The 22,472-nt window shown below is 71.0% G+C and carries 20 protein-coding genes; 13 read left to right on the top strand and 7 right to left on the bottom strand.

Going from position 1 to position 22,472, the window contains the following annotated elements:
* Positions 1-656: 656 nt before the first annotated feature.
* From ACIPRD_RS12670 to ACIPRD_RS12660, 3 genes are all read left to right on the top strand, one after another.
* Positions 657-1,136 (top strand): NUDIX domain-containing protein, encoded by a 480-nt coding sequence (locus tag ACIPRD_RS12670; RefSeq protein WP_356401702.1) that lies wholly within the window; start codon positions 657-659, stop codon positions 1,134-1,136.
* Positions 1,137-1,190: 54 nt separating this feature from the next.
* A complete protein-coding gene (locus tag ACIPRD_RS12665; RefSeq protein WP_356401704.1) occupies positions 1,191-2,048 on the top strand; it encodes a 3-hydroxybutyrate dehydrogenase in 858 nt (285 codons plus the stop codon).
* Positions 2,049-2,124: 76 nt separating this feature from the next.
* Complete coding sequence (locus tag ACIPRD_RS12660; protein ID WP_401562569.1) at positions 2,125-4,113, top strand: helix-turn-helix domain-containing protein; 1,989 nt, start codon at positions 2,125-2,127, stop codon at positions 4,111-4,113.
* A 55-nt stretch (positions 4,114-4,168) separates the two neighbouring features.
* Here the strand turns inward: ACIPRD_RS12660 and ACIPRD_RS12655 are convergent, their stop codons facing one another.
* The gene (locus ACIPRD_RS12655; RefSeq protein ID WP_401562567.1) at positions 4,169-5,551 is read right to left on the bottom strand and encodes an MFS transporter; all 1,383 of its coding nucleotides are present in this window, start codon (positions 5,549-5,551) and stop codon (positions 4,169-4,171) included.
* A gap of 288 nt (positions 5,552-5,839) precedes the next feature.
* Positions 5,840-6,694 (bottom strand): NAD-dependent epimerase/dehydratase family protein, encoded by an 855-nt coding sequence (locus tag ACIPRD_RS12650; protein WP_401562565.1) that lies wholly within the window; start codon positions 6,692-6,694, stop codon positions 5,840-5,842.
* Positions 6,695-6,830: 136 nt separating this feature from the next.
* Here ACIPRD_RS12650 and ACIPRD_RS12645 point away from each other — a divergent pair, with 136 nt between their 5' ends.
* From ACIPRD_RS12645 to ACIPRD_RS12635, 3 genes are all read left to right on the top strand, one after another.
* Positions 6,831-7,694: a helix-turn-helix transcriptional regulator gene (locus tag ACIPRD_RS12645; protein WP_401562563.1), complete on the top strand. Its 864-nt coding sequence runs from the start codon at positions 6,831-6,833 to the stop codon at positions 7,692-7,694.
* A 41-nt stretch (positions 7,695-7,735) separates the two neighbouring features.
* Positions 7,736-8,104 (top strand): VOC family protein, encoded by a 369-nt coding sequence (locus ACIPRD_RS12640; protein ID WP_401562562.1) that lies wholly within the window; start codon positions 7,736-7,738, stop codon positions 8,102-8,104.
* Between the two features lie 294 nt (positions 8,105-8,398).
* Positions 8,399-8,644: a hypothetical protein gene (locus ACIPRD_RS12635; protein ID WP_401562560.1), complete on the top strand. Its 246-nt coding sequence runs from the start codon at positions 8,399-8,401 to the stop codon at positions 8,642-8,644.
* Between the two features lie 211 nt (positions 8,645-8,855).
* On the opposite strand, the gene ACIPRD_RS12630 is transcribed toward ACIPRD_RS12635, so the two are convergent.
* Positions 8,856-9,374, bottom strand: a complete 519-nt coding sequence (locus ACIPRD_RS12630; protein ID WP_401562558.1) for an NUDIX domain-containing protein — start codon at positions 9,372-9,374, stop codon at positions 8,856-8,858.
* Between the two features lie 60 nt (positions 9,375-9,434).
* Between ACIPRD_RS12630 and ACIPRD_RS12625 the strand changes: the two genes are divergently transcribed.
* The 4 genes from ACIPRD_RS12625 (at position 9,435) to ACIPRD_RS12610 (ending at position 14,127) form a co-directional block, all read left to right on the top strand.
* The gene (locus tag ACIPRD_RS12625; RefSeq protein WP_401562556.1) at positions 9,435-10,562 is read left to right on the top strand and encodes a tyrosine-type recombinase/integrase; all 1,128 of its coding nucleotides are present in this window, start codon (positions 9,435-9,437) and stop codon (positions 10,560-10,562) included.
* Positions 10,559-10,882: a helix-turn-helix domain-containing protein gene (locus ACIPRD_RS12620; protein ID WP_401562554.1), complete on the top strand. Its 324-nt coding sequence runs from the start codon at positions 10,559-10,561 to the stop codon at positions 10,880-10,882. Before ACIPRD_RS12625 ends, ACIPRD_RS12620 begins: the two co-directional genes overlap by 4 nt.
* 989 nt (positions 10,883-11,871) lie before the next feature.
* The gene (locus tag ACIPRD_RS12615; RefSeq protein ID WP_401562553.1) at positions 11,872-13,188 is read left to right on the top strand and encodes a hypothetical protein; all 1,317 of its coding nucleotides are present in this window, start codon (positions 11,872-11,874) and stop codon (positions 13,186-13,188) included.
* A 192-nt stretch (positions 13,189-13,380) separates the two neighbouring features.
* Complete coding sequence (locus ACIPRD_RS12610) at positions 13,381-14,127, top strand: hypothetical protein (protein ID WP_401562551.1); 747 nt, start codon at positions 13,381-13,383, stop codon at positions 14,125-14,127.
* A 173-nt stretch (positions 14,128-14,300) separates the two neighbouring features.
* Here ACIPRD_RS12610 and ACIPRD_RS12605 read toward each other — a convergent pair whose 3' ends face one another.
* The 3 genes from ACIPRD_RS12605 to ACIPRD_RS12595 all read right to left on the bottom strand — a co-directional run bounded on the left by ACIPRD_RS12605 (position 14,301) and on the right by ACIPRD_RS12595 (position 18,764).
* Positions 14,301-14,792: an NUDIX domain-containing protein gene (locus ACIPRD_RS12605; protein ID WP_401562549.1), complete on the bottom strand. Its 492-nt coding sequence runs from the start codon at positions 14,790-14,792 to the stop codon at positions 14,301-14,303.
* 244 nt (positions 14,793-15,036) lie between these two features.
* Complete coding sequence (locus tag ACIPRD_RS12600) at positions 15,037-16,971, bottom strand: N-acetylmuramoyl-L-alanine amidase (RefSeq protein ID WP_401562547.1); 1,935 nt, start codon at positions 16,969-16,971, stop codon at positions 15,037-15,039.
* 257 nt (positions 16,972-17,228) lie between these two features.
* Positions 17,229-18,764 carry an MFS transporter gene (locus tag ACIPRD_RS12595; RefSeq protein ID WP_401563174.1) on the bottom strand — a complete coding sequence of 512 codons (1,536 nt, stop codon included), beginning with the start codon at positions 18,762-18,764 and terminating at the stop codon, positions 17,229-17,231.
* Positions 18,765-19,133: 369 nt separating this feature from the next.
* Between ACIPRD_RS12595 and ACIPRD_RS12590 the strand changes: the two genes are divergently transcribed.
* The 3 genes from ACIPRD_RS12590 (at position 19,134) to ACIPRD_RS12580 (ending at position 21,600) form a co-directional block, all read left to right on the top strand.
* Positions 19,134-19,739 carry a class I SAM-dependent methyltransferase gene (locus tag ACIPRD_RS12590; RefSeq protein ID WP_401562545.1) on the top strand — a complete coding sequence of 202 codons (606 nt, stop codon included), beginning with the start codon at positions 19,134-19,136 and terminating at the stop codon, positions 19,737-19,739.
* A gap of 68 nt (positions 19,740-19,807) precedes the next feature.
* The gene (gene pnuC, locus ACIPRD_RS12585) at positions 19,808-20,491 is read left to right on the top strand and encodes a nicotinamide riboside transporter PnuC (protein WP_401562543.1); all 684 of its coding nucleotides are present in this window, start codon (positions 19,808-19,810) and stop codon (positions 20,489-20,491) included.
* Positions 20,488-21,600: an AAA family ATPase gene (locus tag ACIPRD_RS12580; protein WP_401562541.1), complete on the top strand. Its 1,113-nt coding sequence runs from the start codon at positions 20,488-20,490 to the stop codon at positions 21,598-21,600. The genes pnuC and ACIPRD_RS12580 overlap by 4 nt, the downstream gene beginning before the upstream one ends.
* Before the next feature lie 36 nt (positions 21,601-21,636).
* Here ACIPRD_RS12580 and ACIPRD_RS12575 read toward each other — a convergent pair whose 3' ends face one another.
* Positions 21,637-22,443 carry an SAM-dependent methyltransferase gene (locus ACIPRD_RS12575; RefSeq protein ID WP_356401731.1) on the bottom strand — a complete coding sequence of 269 codons (807 nt, stop codon included), beginning with the start codon at positions 22,441-22,443 and terminating at the stop codon, positions 21,637-21,639.
* Positions 22,444-22,472: the final 29 nt, after the last annotated feature.

Here is a 22,472-nt window from a genome sequence, read left to right as displayed (position 1 = left end):
ATGCCGACGCTGGCTGGGTGCTGGGTGCTGGGTGCTGGGTGCTGGGTGCTGGGTGCTGGGTGCCGGGTGCCGGGTGCGGGACCCGAGGCCGGGGCCGGGGCGCGGAGTCCTGAGTCTGGGCACAGGACAGGGGCAGCGGGTGCGGGTGCGGGTGAGGCCGGAAGGCCCACTTGGCGCCGGGGGAGAGTCCCGCCCTCGCCGGGCGTACGACGGCGGCCGGGGCACCTGACCGCCGGGGTGCCTGGCCGCGCCGCCGGGGCGCCTCTCCTGCGCCGGGGCCTGTCCGACGGATCAAGGTGCAGGTGAGCGGCGAGGCCGGTCGGCCCAGGTGGGCGTGCCAGGCTCCGCGTCTGGGCCGGGCGCCGGGCGTGCCAGGCCTCGGGCTCGTTCCGCCGCCACTCGGCGTGGGTCGCCACGTGAGTCGACACCTTCTGGGCTGTCGTCCTGCTCGGGCTGTCCGGCGTGAGTGTCGTGGCGCCGGGCGGGCCAGGCCCCGCGATCGCGTCAGGCACCGGGCCGGCCCTGGCCCCACGGTGACGCCGGGAGACGCAGGGGAAGACCCGCTCCGAGAACGGCGGACCCGCCCCGCGGCGCACCGCGTCCGGTGCCGCGCGCTGATGCGCACGGGGTCGTGGGACAGCCCTTAGGGTCGGCCCATGGCAACTCCTGAATTCATCACCACCCTCCGGGCCTCGGCGGGGCATCAGCTGCTGTGGCTCCCGGGGGTCACCGCGATCGTCTTCGACGACGAGGGCCGGGTGCTGCTCGGACGGCGGTCCGACACCCGCAAGTGGTCGGTCATCGGGGGCATCCCGGAGCCGGGCGAGCAGCCCGCCGACTGCGCCGTGCGCGAGGTCTTCGAGGAGACGGCGGTGCACTGCGTCGTCGAGCGGGTCGTCCTGGTGCAGGCCCTGGAGCCGATCACCTACGCCAACGGTGACGTCTGCCAGTACATGGACACCACCTTCCGCTGCCGCGCGGTGGGCGGCGAGGCGCGGGTCAACGACGACGAGTCGCTCGAGGTGGCCTGGTTCGAGGTGGACGCGCTGCCCGACCTCAACGAGTTCGGCCGGTTCCGGATCAAGCAGGCCATGGCTGACGGCCCCACATGGTTCGACCCTATGACTCGTGACTGAAGTGTGGGTCGACACCACATGTGGGGAGCTATGGGAGCCACCTAAGGTCGGCCCATGACCACGTCCAGCTCGCCGACTCCGTCCGGCCCCGCGCCCGGCGCGCACCCCTTTCCCGTCGCCGCGCGCACTCCCTCTCTCGACCTCGCCGGCCGTACCGCCCTCGTCACGGGGGCCGCCGGCGGCATCGGCCGCGCCTGTGTGCTGCGGCTCGCCGCCGCCGGGGCCCAGGTGAGGGCCGTGGACCGGGACGAGGCGGGCCTGGCCGAACTGGTCGGGCTCGCGGAGTCCGCCAGGCGGTCGGGGAATCTCGCGGGGACGGTCGCTCCGCACGTCCTGGACCTCACCGACCTCGACGCCGCCGAGCGTGCGGCCGCCGGCGCCGACATCCTGGTCAACAACGCCGGGCTGCAACTCGTGCGTCCGCTGGAGGAGTTCCCGCCCGAGGTCTTCCACACCGTGCTGACCGTGATGCTGGAGGCCCCCTTCCGACTCATCCGCGGCGCCCTTCCGCACATGTACGCGCAGGGCTGGGGCCGGATCGTCAATGTGTCCTCCGTCCATGGGCTGCGTGCCTCGGCCTTCAAGTCCGCCTATGTGGCCGCCAAACATGGTCTGGAAGGACTCTCCAAGACGGCCGCCCTCGAAGGCGCACCCCACGGAGTGACCTCGAACTGTGTGAACCCCGCCTATGTGCGAACCCCCCTGGTCGAGAAGCAGATCGCCGACCAGGCGCAGGCCCACGGTGTCCCCGAGGAGCGCGTGCTGAGCGAGATCCTGCTCAAGGACAGCGCCGTGCGACGGCTCATCGAACCGGACGAGGTCGCCGAGGCCGTGGCCTACCTCTGCGGCCCGCAGGCGTCCTTCGTCACCGGCACCTCGCTGGTGATGGACGGCGGATGGACCGCCCACTGACCAGGTCCCCGGCCGCGCGCCCGGAAGTTTTCCACAGGCCTGACGGGCCGCGCGGCCGATGAGCGATCCTGTGACCATGCCTCGTGATCACGTCCCGCCGACCGGGCGCACCGCCACCAGGAACGCCCCTCAGGCGTCCGACGGCAGCGCGCAGGTCCCGCCGCTCACCGATCGACCGCCTCCCGCCGAGGTCCCGTACCTCGAACTGCTGGCCCGCGACGCCCCCGTGGAGGCGTACGAACAGCCGGTCCTGCTCGCACGCGCCGAGCGGCACCCGGCCGACCGGATCACCGCGCTGGAGCACGCCAAACTCCTGGCCCTGCGGGTGCGTTCGGAACTGGAGGGCCGCCGGCGCAGAGAGGCGGAGCTGTCCGCGCTCTTCGAGACCGCCCACGACCTGGCCGGCCTCAGGGATCTGGACGCCGTCCTCCAGGCCATCGTGCAGCGCGCCCGCTCCCTGCTCGGCACCGACATCGCCTACCTCAGCCTGAACGACCCGGCACACGGCGACACCTACATGCGGGTGACCGAGGGCTCCGTCTCCGCCCGCTTCCAGCAACTGCGCCTCGGGATGGGCGAGGGGCTCGGCGGCCTGGTCGCCCAGACCGCCCGGCCGTACGTCACCGACGACTACTTCCACGACGCCCGCTTCCAGCACACCCTCACCATCGACGCCGGCGTGCGCGACGAGGGCCTCGTCGCGATCCTCGGCGTCCCCCTGATGCTCGGCCCGCACGTCATCGGCGTCCTGTTCGCCGCGGACCGGCGCGCCCGTGTCTTCGAGCGCGCACAGATCGCCCTGCTCGGTTCGTTCGCCGCGCTCGCGGCGGCCGCCCTCGACACCGCCAACCTGCTCACCGAGACGCGCGCCGCGGTGGCCGGCCTGGAACGCGCCAACGCGATCATCCGGGACGGCAGCGCCGTCATCGAGCGCGCCTCCGACGTGCACGACCGGCTCGCCGAACTCGTCCTGCGCGGCGGCGGGGTGCACGACGTGGCGGCGGCCGTCTCCGAAGTCCTCGACGGTGCCGTCGAGTTCGCCGGGACGGGGCGGGCGCCCGCCCGGGCGCTGGAGGCGTCCCGCGCCGAGGGGCACGCCGTACGGCACGGCGACGACTGGATCGCCGCGGTGGCGGCCGGCGGTGAACTCCTCGGCGCCCTGGTCCTGCACGGCCACCCGGGCCTGGACCCCGTCGACCAACGCACCCTGGAACGTGCCGCGATGGTCACCTCGCTGCTCCTGCTCGCCCGACGCTCCGCGGCCGAGGCCGAGCAGCGGGTGAGGGGAGAACTGCTGGACGACCTCCTCGACGCCCACGACCGTGACCCGCGTCTGCTGCGCGAACGCGCCGGACTGCTGGACGCCGACCTGGACGCCACCCACGTCGTCCTCGCCGCCCGCCTCGACGGCCCCGCGGACGACGCCGACGAGGAGGCCGCCGCCCGCCGCCGCCTGGGAGCGGCCGCCTCCCACCTGGCCGCCACCCGGCACGGCCTCGCCTCCGCCCGTGACGGGGGCACGGTCCTGCTGCTCCCGCTCGGCCCCGGGGACACCGCCACGGACGTGGCCCGCCGCACCGCACGTGACCTCGGCACGGCCGTCCACCAGCCCGTCACCGTCGGAGCCTCCGCGCCCGTCACCGGCCTCGCCGGCCACCCGGACGCGGTGACCGCCGCCTACGCCGAGGGGCGCCGCTGCCTGGACGCGATGCACCTCCTGGGCCGGGGCGGCGACGGCGCGGCGGCCGAGGACTTCGGCTTCCTCGGCCTGCTCCTCGCCGGTGAACGGGACATCGGCGGCTTCGTCCACCGCACCATCGGCCCGGTCGTGGCGTACGACGCCCGCCGCGGCACGGAGTTGCTGCGCACCCTGGACGCCTACTTCGCCTGCGCGATGAGCCCCGCCCGCACCAAGGACGCCCTCCACGTCCACGTGAACACCGTCGCCCAGCGGCTGGAACGGGTGGGCCGGCTGCTCGGCGAGGACTGGCAGACACCGGCCCGCTCCCTGGAGATCCAGCTGGCCCTGCGACTGCACCGGCTGACAGCACCGGGCGTGCGCTGACCGGCCCCGGCAGAGGGCCGGCCGGCGCACGCCCGGCCACTGCGCCGACGGCCGGTCAGACCGACCTGACCCCGGCCGCCGCCTGGGCGCCGGCGCGCTCGCCGTCGTCCGCGCCGACGTCGGCGAGGTCCCGGTGCCGGGTCTCCCGGGCCACGCCCACGGCGACCAGGGTGAGCAGTGCCGCCCCGATCACGTACAGGGCGATGGGGGTGGAACTGTCGTACTCGGAGAGCAGGGCCGTCGCGATGAGCGGCGCGGGAGCACCGGCCGCGACGGAGGCGAACTGGGCGCCGATGGAGGCGCCGGAGTAGCGCATCCGGGTGGCGAACATCTCGGCGAAGAAGGCCGCCTGGGGTGCGTACATCGCGCCGTGCAGCACCAGACCGACCGTCACGGCCAGCAGCAGATACCCGAACTCCCCGGTGTCCGCGAGCCGGAAGAACGGGAAGATCCACAGACCGACGCCGGCCGCGCCGAGCAGATACACGGGGCGCCGGCCGACCCGGTCGGACAGGGCACCCCACGCCGGGATCACGGCGAAGTGCACGGCGGAGGCGACGAGTACGGCGTTCAGCGCGTCCTGCTTCGACATGCCGGCCGCCGTGGTGGCGTAGACGAGGACGAACGCGGTGATCACGTAGTAGCCGATGTTCTCGGCCATGCGGGCGCCCACCGCGACGAGTACGTCCCGCCAGTGGTGCCGCAGCACGGAGACGAGCGGTGGCTTCTCCGGTTCGTCGTCCTGCCGGGCCCCGGCCCGTGCCAGCGCCTCCTTGAACACCGGCGACTCGTCGACGGAGAGCCGGATCCACAGTCCGACGATCACCAGCAGACCGGACAGCAGGAACGGTATCCGCCAGCCCCAGCTGCCGAACGCGTCGTCCGAGAGCACGGCGGTGAGAAACGACAGCACACCGGTCGCGAGCAACTGCCCGGCGGGCGCGCCGGTCTGCGGCCACGAGGCCCAGAAGCCGCGCCGCCGTGCGTCCCCGTGCTCCGACACGAGCAGGACGGCGCCGCCCCACTCGCCGCCGAGCGCGAAGCCCTGCACCAGACGCAGCACCGTCAGCAGGACGGGAGCGGCGCTGCCCGCGGTCGCGTGCGTGGGCAGCAGACCGATCGCGAACGTCGCGCCGCCCATCATCAGCAGGCTCAGCACGAGCAGCCGCTTGCGACCCAGCCGGTCACCGTAGTGCCCGAACACCAGCGCTCCGAGCGGCCGCGCCGCGAACCCGACCGCGTACGTCAGGAACGACAGCAACGTGCCCACGAGCGGGTCCGAGCCCGGGAAGAACAGCTTGTTGAACACCAGGGCCGCGGCGGACCCGTAGAGGAAGAAGTCGTACCACTCGATCGTGGTGCCGATGAGGCTGGCGGCGACGATGCGGGGGAGTTTCGCCGGGGGCGAGGGCGGGGGAGCGGTGTTCGGGGATGCCATGTGCGCCACTTCCTCGTGTGCGGTGGGAGCGGGGGGTGTCGGCACACCGTAAGAACACGCAGGTCAGACGCACATGTGGCCGGACAACATAGTTCGTCGTGAGAGTGTGCGTGCGGCCCCCATGTCGAGATTCCGAGCCGAAGTCAGAGGCGCAAGCGGCGACGAGTGGCCTCGACCCGGCCGGCACCCGGGAACGAGGCCCACGACGCCCATGCCTGGCGGTCCCTGGCCGGCGTGACAAGGGCGTTGCCACGACGGCAGGGGTGAACCGGCCTCACGCCGCGACCGTCACAGAGCTCCGGCGTCCCGAGCCGTCCAGACGCTCGGGTAGATCGGCCGGAAGCCGAGCTCCCGGCGGATGCGCTGGTTGGAGACGATGCCGAACCACGGGTCGGGGTCGGCGAGTTCGTGAAGCCCGGCAGGCACCTCGACGCCGTTGAGCTGGTACAGCTCGACCGTCGTGACGGGGGAGTCGTCGGCGATGTTGTAGATCCGCCCCGCGATACCCGGTGCGTACAGCAACCGCATCAGGCCCTGGGCGACATCCGCATGATGGGCCATCTGCAGGCGCTGGTGCGGGGCCCATCGGGCGGCCCAGTGCAAAGCGTTGGCGAGGTGCGGGTCGCCCTCGCCGTAGACGAAGGGGAGCCGTCCGACGCGTACGTCCAGACCCTCCAGCGCCAGCAGTGCGCGCTCGGCCTCGGCCTTGGACTCGGGGTAGGCGCCCCACATCGCGCCGCCCGGCCGGCTCTCGTCCTCCTCGGTCAGCGGTCGGCCACGCCCGACGCCGTACACATTGCTGGTGCTGACCTGCACGAACCGCTCCACGCCCGAGGCCCGGGCGGCGCGGCCCAGGGCCACCGCGCCGTCCCGGTTGACGGCCCACGCCTCCTCGTCGGGCACCCCGCGGAAGGAGGCGGCGACGTTCACGACGGCGTCCACGCCGGCGAGCGCCTTGCCGAGCGTCTCCTCGTCGCGCAGGTCGCCCACGGCCACCTGGGCCCCCAGCTCCGCGAAGCGCTCGCCGCGGGCCGCGTCCCGCACCAGGACCCGTACCCGCTCGCCCGGCTGCCGCTGGGCCAGCAGCCTCGGTACGAAGCGGCGTCCGACCTGTCCCGTCGTACCGGTCACCAAAGTCAGCATGATGTGCTCCTCACACACGGTGTCGCCTGTCGTCGGTCACCAGCCTCGGACGGCGCGGCGACGACCGGGAGAGACCTCCTGATCAGGGGACCGGAAGTCCCTGGATAAGACGGCCGCCGTCCCGCACCCTGGAAGGGTGGACCGACCCGAACTCGCCGACTTCCTGCGCCGCGGGCGCGCCCGCCTGGCCCCCTCCGACGTGGGCCTCACCGCCGGAGCCCGCCGCCGTACGCCGGGGCTGCGCCGCGAGGAGGTGGCCCAGCTGGCCGGCATGTCCGTCGACTACTACACGCGGCTGGAACAGTCCCGGGGCCCGCGCCCGTCCCGCCAGATGCTCACCGCGCTGGCCCGCGCCCTGCGCCTGACGGATGACGAACGCGACCACCTCTTCCACCTGACCGGTGAGGAACCGCCACGCCGCGAGACGGCCGGCAGGCACGTGCGCCCGGGACTGCTGCTGGTGCTGGACCGGCTGCACGACACCCCGGCGATGGTGGTGACAGACTGCGGCGAGGTCCTGGCCCAGAACGCGCTGTCACGGGCGCTGAGCGGAGACGTCCTCGCCCGCCCGCCCCGGGAACGCAACATGATCCGCCGCTTTTTCCTGGAACCGGCGGCCGCGGAGCTGTTCCCTCCCGAGGACCGCCCGGCGCGGGCCCGCGAGCAGGTGGCCGGGCTGCGAGCGGTTGCCTCGGCCCGACCCGGGGACCCGGAACCCGCGGCGCTCGTCGCCGAACTGCGCGCCAGGAGCGAGGAGTTCGCCCGACTGTGGGACGAGCACGAGGTCGCCGTGCGCCGCGCCTCCACGAAACGCTTCCGGCACCCGGCGATCGGCGTCCTCGAACTCGACTGCGAGGTCCTCGTCAACTCCGACCACAACCAGCAACTCGTCATCCACACGGCCCGCCCGGGCACGGAATCGTACGAGCGCCTGCAACTGCTGCGGGTGGTGGGCCTGCAGGACCTGACTCCGGCGCCCGCCCCGTCGTCGGGCCCGTAGCCGGGTGTCGTCGGCCTGCGGCCGTGCGCCAGAATGGGCGCATGCTCAGAGTGGGTTCTGTGGTGCTGGGTGTCTCGGACGTGCCGCGTGCGGCCGCCTTCTGGACGGAGGCTCTGGGATACGTTCCGCGCGAGGAGATGGACGACGACTGGGTGGTGCTCGTCCCGTCGGAAGGGGCGGGTGTGCAGGTGGCTCTCAGTCTCAGCGGGACGCCGGTCCAGGAGCATCCGCGGATCCATCTGGACCTGTATGCCGGGGACAGGGCCGACCAGGCGGCCGAAGTGGCGCGGCTCGTTTCGCTGGGCGCGCATCGCGTCGACTGGGACCTCTATCCCGATGACGCCGACTTCGTCGTGCTCGCCGATCCCGACGGCAACCGCTTCTGCGTCATCGACACCGGGCACCAGTGACGGAGATCGTGAGCGGCTTGCACGGCAGGCCGGGTGCGAGTGCGTGAGACGGCGGCCGGTCCCGCCTGGCCGGCGGCCTGAAACAGGTGCGCCCACTGGTCCTCGGCGGACCTGCCGCCATCTGTCCGCATATGTGCCAAATGGTCGATAGTATGTGAATGACCGGAGTCGCGCGATGGGTGTGATCACTCGATCCCGCAGCGCCCGCATCTCGCCCATCCCGCGGGGAAGCGTGCACGGCCCCTGCCTGCGAGTCGCGGAGGGGTCGCATCCCGACACGGAAGGTGAGCAATCATGACGGGCAAGATGGACGCCTCAGAGGCCGCACGGATCATGCAGGATCCGAACGCCACGAAGGAAGAGCGTTCGGTCGCGGCCAGTGCCCTGTCCGACGCGGAGAAGGGCCACCACACGAGCAAGAGGGTCGCCTCCGAGGCCGGCCAGCTGCTGGACGACGCCAACATCTCCGAGGACGACCGGTCCGTAGCCGGAAGCGATCTGTCGCAGCACCGCAAGCGTGAACAGAGGGGCGATTCCTGACAGGTTCCGAGGAGCCGACGAATGCGTTCGTGCGGCACGTCCCCGTGGACGTGCCGCACGGCCATGTTCGGCTCTTGACCGGCGTGCCGGAGACGGGTCGGCCGCAGGGTCCGTCGCCGGCGGTGCCGGTCGGCCGGCAACCGGGCACCGGCTCGGACGGCGGAACGTCCGCGATCCGGCCGCGTGATGCCGCAGGGGCCGGTGCAAGTGCTCACGTTGGCGCGGACGATGAGGCGGGCCCGGTGATGAGCAGGGCGGGTCCGGATCCCCGGCGTGCTTCCTCGACGGCTTTCAGACGGGCGAACCCCCGGCGGTTCATCCGGCGCTCCCACTCCGCCCATGAGTGGACGGCCCACTCGCTGTGCTCGTCGGGATCGAGACGGATCCTGTCGAGCTGATCGCGTGACAGCCGCCCGCCGTCGAAGACGAACCCCACCCTCGGCAGGGGCCACTGCCCCTCGGGATGCAGGTAGTGCACCAGGAGGAGCGCGGGGGAACTCGGCCAGTGGGTCAGCCCGGTTTCCTCCACGGCCTCACGGCGGGCGGTCTGGACGGGATCCTCGCCGGTGTCCTGGTTGCCTCCGGGGAACTGCCAGGGCCTGGTCCCGTAGACGGAGCGGAGCTGAAGGGAATGCGAGGTATTGCATTGAATGCAACACTCCGCCTGGACCCGCCCGACCCGTCGTGCCTCTTCAGGGCGCCGCCGGAGGCGAACACCGGTCGGGCACATACGAGTTGACCAGCAGGCGCGACCCTGGTGCCTCAATGTTGCATCTGATACAACGTCGGCGTGAGTGGAGAAGCACCCGGTTCGGCACGACTGGTACTCGCACCGAACGTCGTTCACCTGGACCCGGCCCCGGCGATGTTCACGGCGATGCTGGAGAGCTGGGCGCATCAACAGGCGGCCCAGTTCCTCCAGTCGGACACGATCAGGGCAAGGCTCCGGCTGATCCGCCGGCTGGAGGAGTTCACCGGCCTCTACCCCTGGCAGTGGACACCGCAGGAGGGCGAAGCGTTCATTTCCCACCTGCGTGCGCCGCGACCGGGAAAGCCGAAGGGCATGGAGATGTCCACGGCGCGGAGCTACGAGGTGACGATCACGCTGTTCGTGTCGTACCTGCTGGATCCCCGCTACGAGTGGGTGCGTATCTGCTTGGACCGGTTTGGTGAGGTACCGCAAGAGGTCTTCCACGAGGGAAACTCCGTTGCCCACACCGTGGATTTCGAGGCGAATCCGAGCCGGCGCCCGCTTGCGTATGACGAGATCCAGGCGTTGTTCGATGCGGCCGACGCCCGTCCGGCACGGATCCGGTCGCAGGGACGCAAAGGAACCCTGTGCGCCTTGCGCGACGCCGCGGTGCTGAAGGTGATCTACGGGTACGGCACCCGACGCACCGAGTCCTCGAAGGTCGATCTGATCGACCTTCGCCGCAATCCCAAGATGCCCGCCTTCGGGCCCTACGGCAGTGTGCTTGTGCGCTACGGGAAGTCGACCAAGGGGGCTCCGCCAAGGCGCCGTACCGTGCTGACGGTGCCGGAGCTCGACTGGGTCACCGACACGTGGGACTACTGGCTGACGGATTTGCGGCCGCTGTTTTCGCCCGGCCGGCATCCAGCGGCATGGGTAACCGAGCGGGCGGGGCGTCTGTCGCCGCGGTCCATCAATGAAGCGTTCACCCGGGCACGGGATGACGCGGGCCTGGAGCCGTCCCTTGACCTGCACTGTCTTCGCTACTCCTACATCACGCATCTGATCGAGTTCGGGTATCCGACGCAGTTCGTGCAGGAGCAGGTCGGGCACTCCCACGGTTCGACCACGGCGATTTACACGGCGGTGTCGAACGACTACCGCAACACGTTGTTGGAGGCGGCAATGAGGAAACGGCTGGGCGGCGACTGGGACGTGACGACATGATCAAGAAGATGGGGTACCGGTGGTTGCTGCGGCAGGTGATGGCCCAGCAGGAGATGTTCCAGACCTCGGACTTGGTCCCCCTGCTCGCGGAACGCGGGGTCACCCTCTCGCGCGAGCAGGTGTACCGGCTCGTGACGCAGGCTCCGCAGCGGCTGAGCATGGACACCCTGGCCGCGCTGTGCGACATCCTCCAGTGCACCCCCAATGACCTCATCAAGCCCGAGGTGGCCAACGCCCAAGTCCGCCGCACCGCCGGCGAACCTGCCGGGCCTACACCGCCCTCCCCCCGACGCACCGTCGTGCGGCGCCCCTCGACATGACCCCGTCCCGCAGGCGCGCCGCCGCCCGGCAGCACGCCCTTGCACAGTCCAGGGCTACGCTGGTCTCCTTCCTCCAACAGTCCTTGAGGCCGGAGGTTGCCGAGGCGCGGGCGCAGGATCTGCTGCAGCAGGCAGAAGCCTGGGAGAGCATTCCGACCGTCTATGCCCTGGCCGCGCACGTCCAGTCTCGTCCTCAAGCCCTGACGTCTCCTTCTCCTCAGGCCCCCATCGCGTTGCTGCGGCTCCTTCGCGTGCTGGACGCTGCCGGGTACGGGGACCAGATCACGCACCTGGGGTGCGCGGTCTGCGGTCGGACCGATGTCCTGCTGCGGGTCAACTCCGCGGACGGACGATGCTGTCCGACGTGCGCGGCAAAGGCCCGGCTCAAGGAGTGCTCGCGCTGCGGCCGTGTTCAACGCATCGTCACCCGCGACGCCGTGTGCCGTCGCTGCTACATGGGGGACACCAGCAGATGGGAGACGTGCGCTGACTGCGGTCGCACCCGCCCCGTGCACACGCGCCGCGATGACGGGTCCGTCCTGTGCGAGCGATGTGCGCCGAGACCGGAGCGGACCTGCGTGTACTGCGGTCGGGTCTCGAGGAGAGCCAGGGTCCAACGAGGGCTCGGCGCGGTGTGCCGCCCCTGCTACGCCGTCCGTCAGGCCCCACGGCGGACCTGCGGCCGCTGCGGGAAGGTCCGCCCCGTGCATGCGCGGAGTCTCAACGGCGAGAGCGACCTCTGTCCCGACTGCTACAAGCAGGCCCACGTCGGGTGGTGCCACCTGTGCGGGCGGCACCGACCGGGCTACGGCCGGGGAGCGACGTTCCGCTGCCATGCCTGCCGGCCCCGCCGCCGAGCGCTGTGCGCCGACTGCGGCCGCGACCGTCCCGTCGAAGCCACCTACCCCGTCGGCCCCTTGTGCGGAGCCTGCCACCAACACCGCCGCCGGCACCCGAGACCGTGCGGGACCTGCGGAACCACCCGCATCATGGCTGGTCGTTCGCCCGACGGAACTGACCAGTGCGGCCCCTGCTCCGGCGTGGACTCCATCGACTTTCGATGTCGCCGCTGCGGTTACCCCGGCGACATCTACACCGACAAGTGCTGCAGCCGGTGCGTTGCCCGCGACCGCGTCACCCACCTCCTCTCCGGCCCCGACGGCACCGTCCCCGAGCAGCTGCAGCCGCTGGCCGAAGCCCTCGGCAATGCAGAAGACCCCTGGTCGGTCCTCGCCTGGACGCGGGCGCGAGGCGGGCGCCTCCTGGCCCAACTTGCCGCACTGGGACACGAGATCAGCCACCACACCCTCGACGCGCTTCCGCCCAGCGGAGCCGTGCACCGAGTCCGCGCCGTCCTCGTCTCCACCGGCGCACTTCCCTGGAGGAACGAGAACCTGGCCAGCCTGACCTCCTGGCTCGCCCGCACCACCAGCCAACTGGCCCCGCACCATGCCCAGGTGATCAAACCCTTCGCCGAATGGCAGATCATCCGTGATGCCCGCCGACGCGCATCCCGCGGCCACTACAGCGCCGGTGCCGCACACGCCGACCGCCTCGACATCAAGGCAGCCATCCTCTACCTGACCTGGCTCGACGCCCAGGAACGGACCCTGCGCACCGCGACCCAACACGACCTGGACCTCTTCCTGGCCACCCATCCGCCCAAGCGCCGCACCCTCGGCCCGTTCGTGCGCTGGGCGATCGCCCGACGGCTGACCGCCCCCGGGCTCACCGCACCGAAGAAGCCCGGGAGCCGGCCCTCCCACTTCCTGACCGAGGAGCAGCAACTCGACCAGCTGCGCCGATGCCTGAGCGACGACACACTCCCGCTGGAGGTCCGCATCATCGGCGCGTTCGTTCGGCTGTACGCGCAGCAGGTCTCCCGCATCGTCACCTTCACCATCGACCGCTACAGCACCCACGACGGCCGCTCCTACTTCACCTTCGCCGCACACCCCGTGCTGCTGCCTCCGACCCTGGCCGCCCTGGTGGAGCAACAGATAGCCGCGCCGCGACTCAGCGACATCCTCGCCCCAGCGTCCAACCGCACGTTCCTCTTCCCCGGCCGCCCACCGAGCAGACCACGCACCGCAACGTCGGTCCTGACCCTGATGCGCGCCCACCACCTGCCGATTCTCAGCGCACGGAACACCGCCATGATCGAGGCGGTCACCGAACTGCCCCCAGTCGTCGTGAGCGACCTCTTCGGCATCACCGCCGCCACCGCGACCCGCTGGGGCCACTTGGCGAGCACCAGCTGGGCCGCATACCTGGCGGCCCGCGATGCCGGGCTGCCAGAGCAATGAGACCTGACCCGCGAGGGCGAAGCATAGGCACCCGGCGCGGCCGGCCCGGCGGCACCGTTCAACTGGACACGTCAAACGCTGCGCCGTGCTGTGCATGAGGCAGACGTCCGAAGGAATCTTGAAAGGCCGGTCAACGGGACCATCCGTAGAAATCGTGCGACACCTTGAGGCAGCAGGCTGGACAATCGTTCGATGACTGCCAAGGCGTGTCGCCTCACCCTCCATGTTGTCGTTCCTGATCTTCCGCAGAGGGGTGCAAGCGTGGAGGTCCGACCGCTGGTCGACAGTGAGGACATCTTGGCTGAGGTGTTCACAGAAGGGCCGGGCGAAGATCCCAAGTACCTCTTGCTGCCGGACGGCCCTCTGACGGCTGGTCCTGAGCCGCGCGAGGTGCGGCTGGCCGAGGCCACGTGCACCGAGGGGTGCTGCGGCGCTCTCTATGTGACCATCCGGCGTGACGGCGACCACGTGATCTGGAGCGCGTGGCGCAACCCCGACGAGGACAACGTTGACCTGCCTGAGTTCTGGTTCGACGCTCGGGAGTACCAGACAGAGGTAGAGCGAGCCGTTGCGGACCGCAGCTGGGAGTGGCCAGCACGCACCGTTGCACGGCTGTTGGAGCTGAACCTCAGAGAGCGCGCCGGCTGGCTTGCACGATGGGAATGTGAACTCGGCAGTGTGTCCGCCTGGCTTTGGGAACCCGACCAGATCAACCTCTTCCTCTTCCATCCGGGCCGCTCGGCCATCGGGGAAGACCGCCCATGGCTGCAGTTCCGGATGGTGCTTGACGTCTCCCATGGTGACCCCGAAATTCAGGCCGAGAGACTTGCTGAGCAACTCGTGGCGGGCGACCCGCGTCAGACAGCCGAGGTCTGCGGCGGATCTCCGGAGTACGCCAGACAGCTTGGTTACCCGTGGCCGCAGCGGCGGAGGACCTGAACGCAAGGAACAGCGCACGCTGGCAGGAACAGTGCAGGGTCGGAACACTGCCTCTTCACCAGTCGGGTGGTCGTGTTCGTCGCGGACGTAGAAGCACGCGTAGGCCGTCAAGTGCGGGAGGGTGCGGGCGTATTCGTGGGGCGGGACCGGAACGGGCCGCCCCTCGTCGCTGGTCATGAGCGTGGCTCCCGGACCGGTGAGTCGGCGGCGGGCCGGCCGTCCGCCGCCCGGACGCCGGCGCGGTGCGAGGCGATGACGTCGGTGGTCCACGGGCACATCGGCAGGCGGCCGATGTCGTCTCCGTCGGCCCAATGGCACAGGACGCCTTCACCGATCGGGAGTGTGCGGGCGTCACCGTTCCACGTGCCGATGAAGATCTGGATGAAGCCCAGCACCGCTCCGTCCGGCCCGTGGCCGGGGATGACCGTGTACGGCCGCAGGTCGGAGACGGCGATCCGGACCTCTTCGTCGAGTTCACGGACCATGGCTTCCCGGCAGGTCTCCTGTTCGTCCCGGCCGCCGCGGACGAAGCTGAACACGCCCGGGTCGTCGATGCCGGGCGTGGTGTCACGCAGGTGCAGCAGATACTGGCCCCCGTCGTTGATGAGCATGGCGGCGACCCCGCTCGGCTCGCCCGGGTCCGTGAGTGTCGGTTCGGTGTGCATCAGGTCGACCATGACCGACAAAGCGGACGCCCGCAAGAACGCCGTTTCTCCGCCGACGAGTTGCGTGCGCGCCTAGGGGGCGTCGGCGCGAATCCTGCTGGGCGCGACCGTGCTCGTGATGACCACGTCGGTGACCTCGTCGTGGACGTGCGCAGGCCGGGGGAGAAAGGAGGAGGGCCTCCGACGGGTGTCGGAGGCCCTCTCGCTGCGTTGCGGAGTCACGAACGGGTCGGTGCCCCTGGGATCACTCCGCGCTCGCGGTGACGTCCGCCGAGTAGACCAGGGCGACGCGGTGGTTGTACTGGATGGTGTACATCTGCCTGGCGCCGGTGACGACCGCCCCGGAGGTGAAGTAGTCGTCGGTGTGGAACGGCGGCCGGGTGGCGACGTAGGCCTGGCCGGTCGGCACCGTGTACCAGCTGATCGGCGCCTGCGTCGAGGGGGACAGTCCGGTCGGGTACTCCGAACGGTCGGGGTAGCTGGAGCCGTAGACGGCCACCGGCGAGGTGCCCGCCGGGGACACCAGCGTCACGTCGTGTGCGGGGGTGGTGTTGGCGCCGCCCGGGTTGTAGAACCAGACCTTCGCGCCGCTGTACCAGATCGCCGTCCAGTCGCCGTCGGTGTCGGCCACCACGAACTGCTGTCCCGCCTGGGCGGTGGAGCCCCAGTCGCTGATCCGGTCGGTGCCCGAGCCGCCCTGGTGGATGGACTGGTCACCGAAGAGCGGGGCGGTGTCGCTGGGAGCCGTACGCAGGAACACGAAGTCGGAGGCCTGCTGGACCCTGGTGCAGGCGGGAGTGGCGCCGGTCGGGTCGTCGCTGGGGCATATCTGCACGGTCTGCTGGTTCTCGGCGAACCCGGGGGTGATCGTCACCGCGGAACCGATCGGCGCGACCCCGTGCTCACCCGTCACCGGAGCGTCGAGCAGGCTCATGAAGTGCTCCCAGTCCCAGGACGTGCCCGGGTCCCAGTGCATGCCCGCGACGAGGCTGGAGTTCGGCCCGGCGACGTTGTCGTGGCCGATGATGTGCTCACGGTCCAGCGGTATGCCGAAGCGGTCGGAGAGGTAGCGCACCAGAGACGCCGTGGCCTCGTACTGCGCCTCGGTGTACCAGGTGCCGCCGTGCGCGGCGTAACCCTCGTGCTCGATGCCTATGGAGTGCAGGTTCGTCGAGTAGTTGCCGGCGTGGTACGCGACGTCCTTCGTCGGCACCATCTGCGTCACCGCGCCGTCCGAGGCCCGCATGACGTAGTGCGCGGCGGAACCGCCCGCGGTCTGGAAGCTGCTGATGGCGGACTGGTACGACGACTCCGTGTCATGGATGACGATGGTGTCGATCCGGATGCCGTTGGCGGGCCGGTTGGAGACCTGGCCGTTGGACGAGGCCGCCGCCACGAACGTGCACGCGACCTCCGCCGGGCACTCGGTGGACGGGGTGGCCGCCGCGGCGCCCGTCAGCGAGAGCCGGCTCAGCTGCGTCGTGGCCGGCCGGACACCGCGGTCGGCGTTCACCGACACCCGCTGGCCGTCCTGCGTGGTACGCGCGGTACCGGTCCTGATGACGGAGTAGACCCGGTCGGCGAACGCCGTGGCGCTGCGCTTCTGCGACGAACCGCTGTAGCGGGCCACCGCCCCGTACCACTGGCCGGCGTCGGACGGCCGGGCCGCGTGGATCGCCCGCTGGTAGGAGGCGAGCACCGCCGCGCCGCCCGCGATGTTGGCGGCGGGGTCCCTGCGCAACTGGGCGGGGGACAGGCCGGTGAGCTTCGCAGCCGCCCGCAGCGTGTGCAGAGCGGGGTCCTTCGTGAGCGTGGCCAGGTCCCCCCGGCCCGCCGCACCGGCGGGGCCGCTCGCCAGCACGGCGGGGGTGACATCCGTGAGGTGCATCGGGCCGTAGCCGCCGCTGGTGCTCATCTCGCCGGAGTGGGCGTCCCACCCCGACTCCTGGTACGCCACGGCGAGCAGCACCTCGGCGGGCACGTGGTACTTCGCGGCGGCCGCCGCGAAAGCGTGCTGCAGCGCGCCCGGTCCCGCCGGTGCGGCGGTCCGTGCCTGAGCGGTCGCCGGCGTCAGGGCCAGCGCACTCGTCGTCAGCACACCCGCGGTGGCCAGCCCGATGAGCCGATACCGGGACAGAGACTTCCAAGAAGCCTTATTAGTTGCCTTGTTCGTCTTCACTTTTTCCGAGTTCCTCGACGTCAATAGTCATATGAATGCTACGTGTTCGAACTCTAGAGAGATGAACTCGGTCTGGTGAAGGGTCTTTTGCATCGCCGGTGATCGTGGCGGGCAGAGAATGAGACTGCCGGGAGGTATTCGGCCGACCTGATGGGGTTGCGCCCTGTATGAGGAAACCCCGCCCGCGCCACGCGGGGCGGGGCGGGCTCCACCGGGTGCTGGAACATGCCGGCCACCCTGCCGCAGTCGTCGGGGTGTCAGCCGTGCCCCGTGCCCGTCTGGTCCTCGGCCAGGGCGTACAGCTCCTTCGACGTGGTGATCAGCTCGCGGCGTTCCTCGCGGGAGCCGACCATCGGGCGGGATCCGCTGAGCGGGACCTGGGCCGTCTCGGGGAGGAATCTGACGGTCACGAGGCCGATGACGCCGGCGAGCATCAGGTAGTAGGCCGGCATCAGGTCGTCGCCCGTGGCGTCCACGAGGGCGGCGGTGACCAGAGGGGTCGTACCACCGAAGGCCGCGACGGCGAAGTTGAAGCCGATGCCCATGGCCGCGTACCGCACGGCTGTCGGGAAGAGCGCGGGCAGGGTGGCCGCGCTCGGGGCCGCGAAACAGGCCAGCAGCGTGGAGAGGATCAGCACGCCGAGGACCGGCGGCCAGGTGCCCTGCGCTTTGATCAGCAGGAACGAGGGGATCGCCAGCACGATCATCGCCGCGGCCGAGTAGCCGTACAGCGGCCGCCTGCCGACGCGGTCGCTGAGGCGGCCCAGGAAGGTGATGAGGATGACGATCCAGATCATGCCGATCAGCACGAGGACGTCGGCCGAACTGCTGGAACGTTTCAGCGTCTCGGTCTGGTAGGTCGGCAGATAGCCCGTGACCATGTAGTTCGTGACGTTGTAGAGCAGCACCAGGCCCATGCAGATCAGCAGGGCCTTCCAGTGCCGCTGGATGATGTCCTTGAACTCGCTGCCCGCCGACTCCTGCGCGAGGCTCTTCTCGTGCTCGTCCAACTGCTGCTGGAAGGCCGGGGACTCCTCCAGCTTGAGCCGCATGTAGAGGCCGATGACCCCGAGCGGTCCGGCGACCAGGAACGGGATGCGCCAGCCCCAGGAGAGCATCTGCGCGTCGTTGAGCCAGAGGTTGAGCCCCGTGACCAGCGCGGAGCCCAGCGCGTAACCGACGAAGGTGCCGAAGTCGAGCCAGCTCGACAGGAAGCCGCGGCGGCGGTCCGGTGAGTACTCGGCGACGAACGTGGTCGCGCCGCCGTACTCCCCTCCCGTCGAGAAGCCCTGCACCATGCGGGCCAGCAGGAGCAGGACGGGCGCCGCGATGCCGATCGTGGCGTACGTGGGGATGACGCCGATGGCGAAGGTGCCGATCGCCATCATGATCATGGTGGTGGCCAGCACCTTCTGCCGTCCGAGCCGGTCGCCGAGCGGTCCGAAGACCAGGCCGCCGAGCGGCCGTACGACGAAGGCGGCGGCGAAGGTCGCGAAGGAGGAGATGACCTGGGCCCCCGGGGAGGCGCCCGGGAAGAACACCTTGCCGATGGTGGCGGCGAGGTAGCTGTAGACGCCGAAGTCGAACCATTCCATGCAGTTGCCGAGCGCCGAGGCGCCCACGGCACGCTTGAGCAGGGGCGACTCCACGACCTCGACGTCGCCCTTGTCGAAGGCCCCCCGGTTGCGGCGGAGCCTGCGGGTCAGTTCCTCGCGGACCTGTAGCGGCAGTTCCGACACCCTGGGCGAGACCTGCGTACCGGTTCCGGGAGGACGCCGCTCTCCCTCGGACATCGCACCGCTCACGTACCGCTCCCTTCGCCGCCGGCGCCGCCACGTGCGCACTCGCCGCGGCACCGGGTTTCCGCCCCGTGCCTCATGCTGCTGCCCGACGCCGCACACGTCACACCGGTCACAGGCAGTCGGGCGAGTGGCGCGGCCGTCCGGGTTACGTCCGGGGTGCTCCGGAGACGGCTGGCTCCCCGTACCGATCTGTGTCATGGACCCTGCCGGACGCCGGACGCCGGACGCCGGACGCCGGACGCCGGACGCCGGACGCCGGACGCCGGACGCCGGACGCCGGACGCCGGACGCCGGACGCCGGCTGGCGGTGGCCGGATCCCGGGCCGAGGGGGCGTGACGTCGGCGATCTATGCTGAGGCCATGAACCGTTGGGAAGAGCTGACCGGAGGGACGTCCGGGCATGCCTATGCCGCGCGGTTCGCGGCGCTGGCCGAGACCGGCAAGGACATGCACGGTGAGGCGAGTCTCTGTGCCGCGCTCGTACCTCCCGGGGCGCGGGTGCTCGACGCCGGGTGCGGTACCGGGCGGGTCATGATCCGGCTCGCGGAGCTGGGGTACGACTGCGTCGGCGTGGATCTCGACGCGTCGATGCTGGCGGTGGCGCGGCGGGACGCGCCGGAACTCCCCTGGTTCCAGGCGGATCTGACCGAGTTCGATCCGGCCACGCTCGGCATCGCCGCTGATTTCGATCTGGTGGTCGTCGCGGGGAACGTGTTTCCCTTGCTCACCGCCGGCACGGAGGCTCAGGCGGTCCGGGGGCTTGCGGCGGTGCTGCGGCCGGGCGGGCTGCTCGTCGCCGGCTTCGGCCTGGACCGGGCCCATCTGCCGGTGCCGCCCGGCATCGGCCTGCCGGAGTACGACGCGTGCTGCGCCGAGGCCGGCCTCACCCTCGTCGACCGTTTCGCCACCTGGGACGCGGAGCCGTACGACGGCGGCGGTTACGCCGTCAGTGTCCACCGCAGGTGAGAAGGCCCTTGCGTCGCTGACCCCCTCCCGTTATCGTCACTCAGACGTTAATGGGAGGGGAGGACGGCATGTCCGTCTCGGACGATCTCGGCGCCTTGGTCGCGCCACTGAACCACCAGTTGTTCCAGGCCGGCCAGGACGCCGTCACCTGGTCCGAGCTGCTCGGCTTCGGCACGGGGGCCGTATGCGTGTGGCTGTGCGTCAGGGCCAGCGTGTGGAACTTCCCCGTGGGCATCGCCAACAACCTCTTCTTCCTCGTGCTGTTCTGGAGCGCCCGCCTCTACGCGGACGCCGCGCTCCAGATCGTCTACCTGGTGCTCGCCGGCTACGGCTGGCTGATGTGGCTGCGCGGCGGGGAGCGGCGCTCACGCCTGGGCATGGGCCACGCGTCCAGGACCTCGCTGCTCGTCCTGGCGGGGGCGGTGGTCCTCGCGACCTGGGGACTGACGGTACTGCTGACCCGCGCCCACGACGTCGCGCCCTTCTGGGACGCGCTCACCACGGCGCTGTCGCTGGCCGCGCAGTGGCTGCTCAACGCGAAGCGGATCGAGAACTGGTGGTTCTGGATCGCCGCCGACCTCGTCTACATCCCCCTCTACTTCGTCAAGGCGCTGAACCTCACCGCCGTCGTCTACACGCTGTTCCTGGCGATGTGCCTGGCCGGATGGCGGTCCTGGCGGCGTGACATGGCGTCGGCCGCAGCCGGGACTTCCGACGGAGAGGCCCTCCCGGACCGGACGGTGACCGCATGAGACCTTCCTTCGCCCATGGTCTGGTCATCGGCAAGTTCTATCCGCCCCATTCCGGCCACCACTTCCTGATCCGCTCCGCCGCGGACGCCTGCGCGCGCGTCACCGTCGTCGTCATGGCGTCCCGCAAGGAGTCGATACCGCTCGCCGAACGCGTCGCCTGGATCGGCGAGCACTGGGCCGACGAGCCCCACGTCGCCGTCGTCGGCATCGTCGACGACCTGCCGGTGGACTACGGGAGCGAAACCGCCTGGGAGGGGCACGTCGCCCTGATGCGCGAGGCCCTCGCCGCCGCCCCGCCCGCCCCCGGCGTCGACGCGGTCTTCAGCTCCGAGCCCTACGGCACCGAACTCGCCCGCCGCTTCGACGCCGCACCGGTCCTGCTGGACCTCGGCCGTACGACCTTCGCCGTCTCCGGCACCGAGGTCCGGGCCGACCCCGTCGGCCACTGGGAGGAGATCGAGCCGCCGGTGCGCGCCTGGCTCGCCCGGCGGGTCGTCGTCCTCGGCGCGGAGTCCACCGGTACGACCACGCTCTCCCGCGACCTCGCCACCGCCCTGCGCGCCCGCGGCGGCCCGCACGCCCTCACCCGCTGGGTGCCCGAGTACGGCCGCGAACTGACCGTCGCCAAGCTCGCCGCCGCCCGCGCGGTCGCCGGCCCCGCCGGGCCACTGCCTACCGTCGCCGATCTGGACTGGCACGACACCGACTTCGAACTGGTCGCACACCGGCAGAACCGGAGCGAGCAGCACGCGGCCCGCACCGGTGGACCGGTGCTCGTGTGCGACACCGACGCACTCGCCACCACCGTGTGGCAGGAACGCTACCGGGGCCGTGCCACCGGCCCCGTCCACGAGGCGGCCGCGGCCATGCCGCCGCGTGCCCTGTATCTGCTCACCTCGGACGAGGACGTACCGTTCGACGACGACGGCCTGCGCGACGGGGAACACCTGCGCCCCTGGATGACCGGCCGCTTCCGCGACGTCCTCACCGCCTCCGGAGCCGCCTGGCGCGAACTGCGCGGCGACCGCCCCACGCGCCTGGCCGCCGCGCTCGACGCCGTCGACCGGCTGCTGCTGGACGGCTGGGACCTGGCGGACCCGCTCGGCTGAACCCCTATGGGCGCGAACGCCCTCGCCCCGTCCGCGTCACGGCTTGATGCCCACCCCGGTCCACAGGCTGACCTCCGCGTCGGTGGTGACCGGTTCGGTGTCCGGGCGCCAGCGATGGCCGACGGAGACGCCAGGGTCGAGCAGTTCGAGTCCGTCGAAGAAGCGGGTCACGTCGGCGCGCGAGCGGAACTGCACCGGGGTGCCGGCGTCGGTGTAGATGTCGGTGAGCTTCCGCCAGGTGGGCGGGTCGAAGTCGGGCGTGCAGTGGCTCAGGGCGAGCGCACTGCCCGAGGGCAGCGCGTCCAGGAGGCGGCCGACGATGCCGTACGGGTCGTGGGAGTCCGGCACGAAGTGCATCAGGGCGTTGAGGGAGAGCGCCACCGGCCGGCCGAGGTCCAGCACCTCGGCCACCTCGGGGGAGTCCAGCAACCTCTGCGGGTCGTTGACGTCCGCCTCGACGTAGATGGTGCGCCCCTCCGCCGTGCCGCGCATCAGGCGCTCGGCGTACTTGAGGACGAGCGGGTCGTTGTCGGCGTACACCACCCGCGCGTCGGCGACCACGGACTGGGCCACCTGGTGCAGGTTCGGCTCGGTGGGTATGCCGGTGCCGATGTCGAGCCACTGCCGGATGCCGTGCTCCCTGGCGAGGACCCGGGTGGCGCGGTGCATGAAGGCGCGGTTCTCGCGGGCGCAGACGAAGATGCCCGGGTAGGCGGACGCCGCGGCCTCCGCGGCGTGCCGGTCCACCGTGAAGTGGTCCTTGCCGCCCAGGTAGTAGTCGTACATGCGGGCGGAATGGGGCCTGCTGGTGTCGATGTCCCGCGGCGCGAGTGAGTCGGTCATCCTGTCTCTCTTCGGTGAGGGCGGGGGAG

The sequence above is a fragment of the Streptomyces sp. NPDC090108 genome, from assembly GCF_044747185.1.
Classification (GTDB): Bacteria; Actinomycetota; Actinomycetes; order Streptomycetales; family Streptomycetaceae; genus Streptomyces.
The sequence above is the reverse complement of the archived record's forward strand: the minus strand, read 5'-3'. Positions and strand labels throughout refer to the sequence as shown.

Coding starts and splice junctions, on each gene's coding strand:
- ACIPRD_RS12670 (WP_356401702.1), top strand. CDS start 657: ATGGCAACTCCTGAATTCATCACCACCCTCCGGGCCTCGGCGGGGCAT.
- ACIPRD_RS12665 (WP_356401704.1), top strand. CDS start 1,191: ATGACCACGTCCAGCTCGCCGACTCCGTCCGGCCCCGCGCCCGGCGCG.
- ACIPRD_RS12660 (WP_401562569.1), top strand. CDS start 2,125: ATGCCTCGTGATCACGTCCCGCCGACCGGGCGCACCGCCACCAGGAAC.
- ACIPRD_RS12655 (WP_401562567.1), bottom strand. CDS start 5,551: ATGGCATCCCCGAACACCGCTCCCCCGCCCTCGCCCCCGGCGAAACTC.
- ACIPRD_RS12650 (WP_401562565.1), bottom strand. CDS start 6,694: ATGCTGACTTTGGTGACCGGTACGACGGGACAGGTCGGACGCCGCTTC.
- ACIPRD_RS12640 (WP_401562562.1), top strand. CDS start 7,736: ATGCTCAGAGTGGGTTCTGTGGTGCTGGGTGTCTCGGACGTGCCGCGT.
- ACIPRD_RS12635 (WP_401562560.1), top strand. CDS start 8,399: ATGACGGGCAAGATGGACGCCTCAGAGGCCGCACGGATCATGCAGGAT.
- ACIPRD_RS12630 (WP_401562558.1), bottom strand. CDS start 9,374: ATGTGCCCGACCGGTGTTCGCCTCCGGCGGCGCCCTGAAGAGGCACGA.
- ACIPRD_RS12620 (WP_401562554.1), top strand. CDS start 10,559: ATGATCAAGAAGATGGGGTACCGGTGGTTGCTGCGGCAGGTGATGGCC.
- ACIPRD_RS12615 (WP_401562553.1), top strand. CDS start 11,872: ATGGCTGGTCGTTCGCCCGACGGAACTGACCAGTGCGGCCCCTGCTCC.
- ACIPRD_RS12610 (WP_401562551.1), top strand. CDS start 13,381: ATGACTGCCAAGGCGTGTCGCCTCACCCTCCATGTTGTCGTTCCTGAT.
- ACIPRD_RS12605 (WP_401562549.1), bottom strand. CDS start 14,792: ATGCACACCGAACCGACACTCACGGACCCGGGCGAGCCGAGCGGGGTC.
- ACIPRD_RS12595 (WP_401563174.1), bottom strand. CDS start 18,764: ATGTCCGAGGGAGAGCGGCGTCCTCCCGGAACCGGTACGCAGGTCTCG.
- ACIPRD_RS12590 (WP_401562545.1), top strand. CDS start 19,134: ATGAACCGTTGGGAAGAGCTGACCGGAGGGACGTCCGGGCATGCCTAT.
- pnuC (WP_401562543.1), top strand. CDS start 19,808: ATGTCCGTCTCGGACGATCTCGGCGCCTTGGTCGCGCCACTGAACCAC.
- ACIPRD_RS12580 (WP_401562541.1), top strand. CDS start 20,488: ATGAGACCTTCCTTCGCCCATGGTCTGGTCATCGGCAAGTTCTATCCG.
- ACIPRD_RS12575 (WP_356401731.1), bottom strand. CDS start 22,443: ATGACCGACTCACTCGCGCCGCGGGACATCGACACCAGCAGGCCCCAT.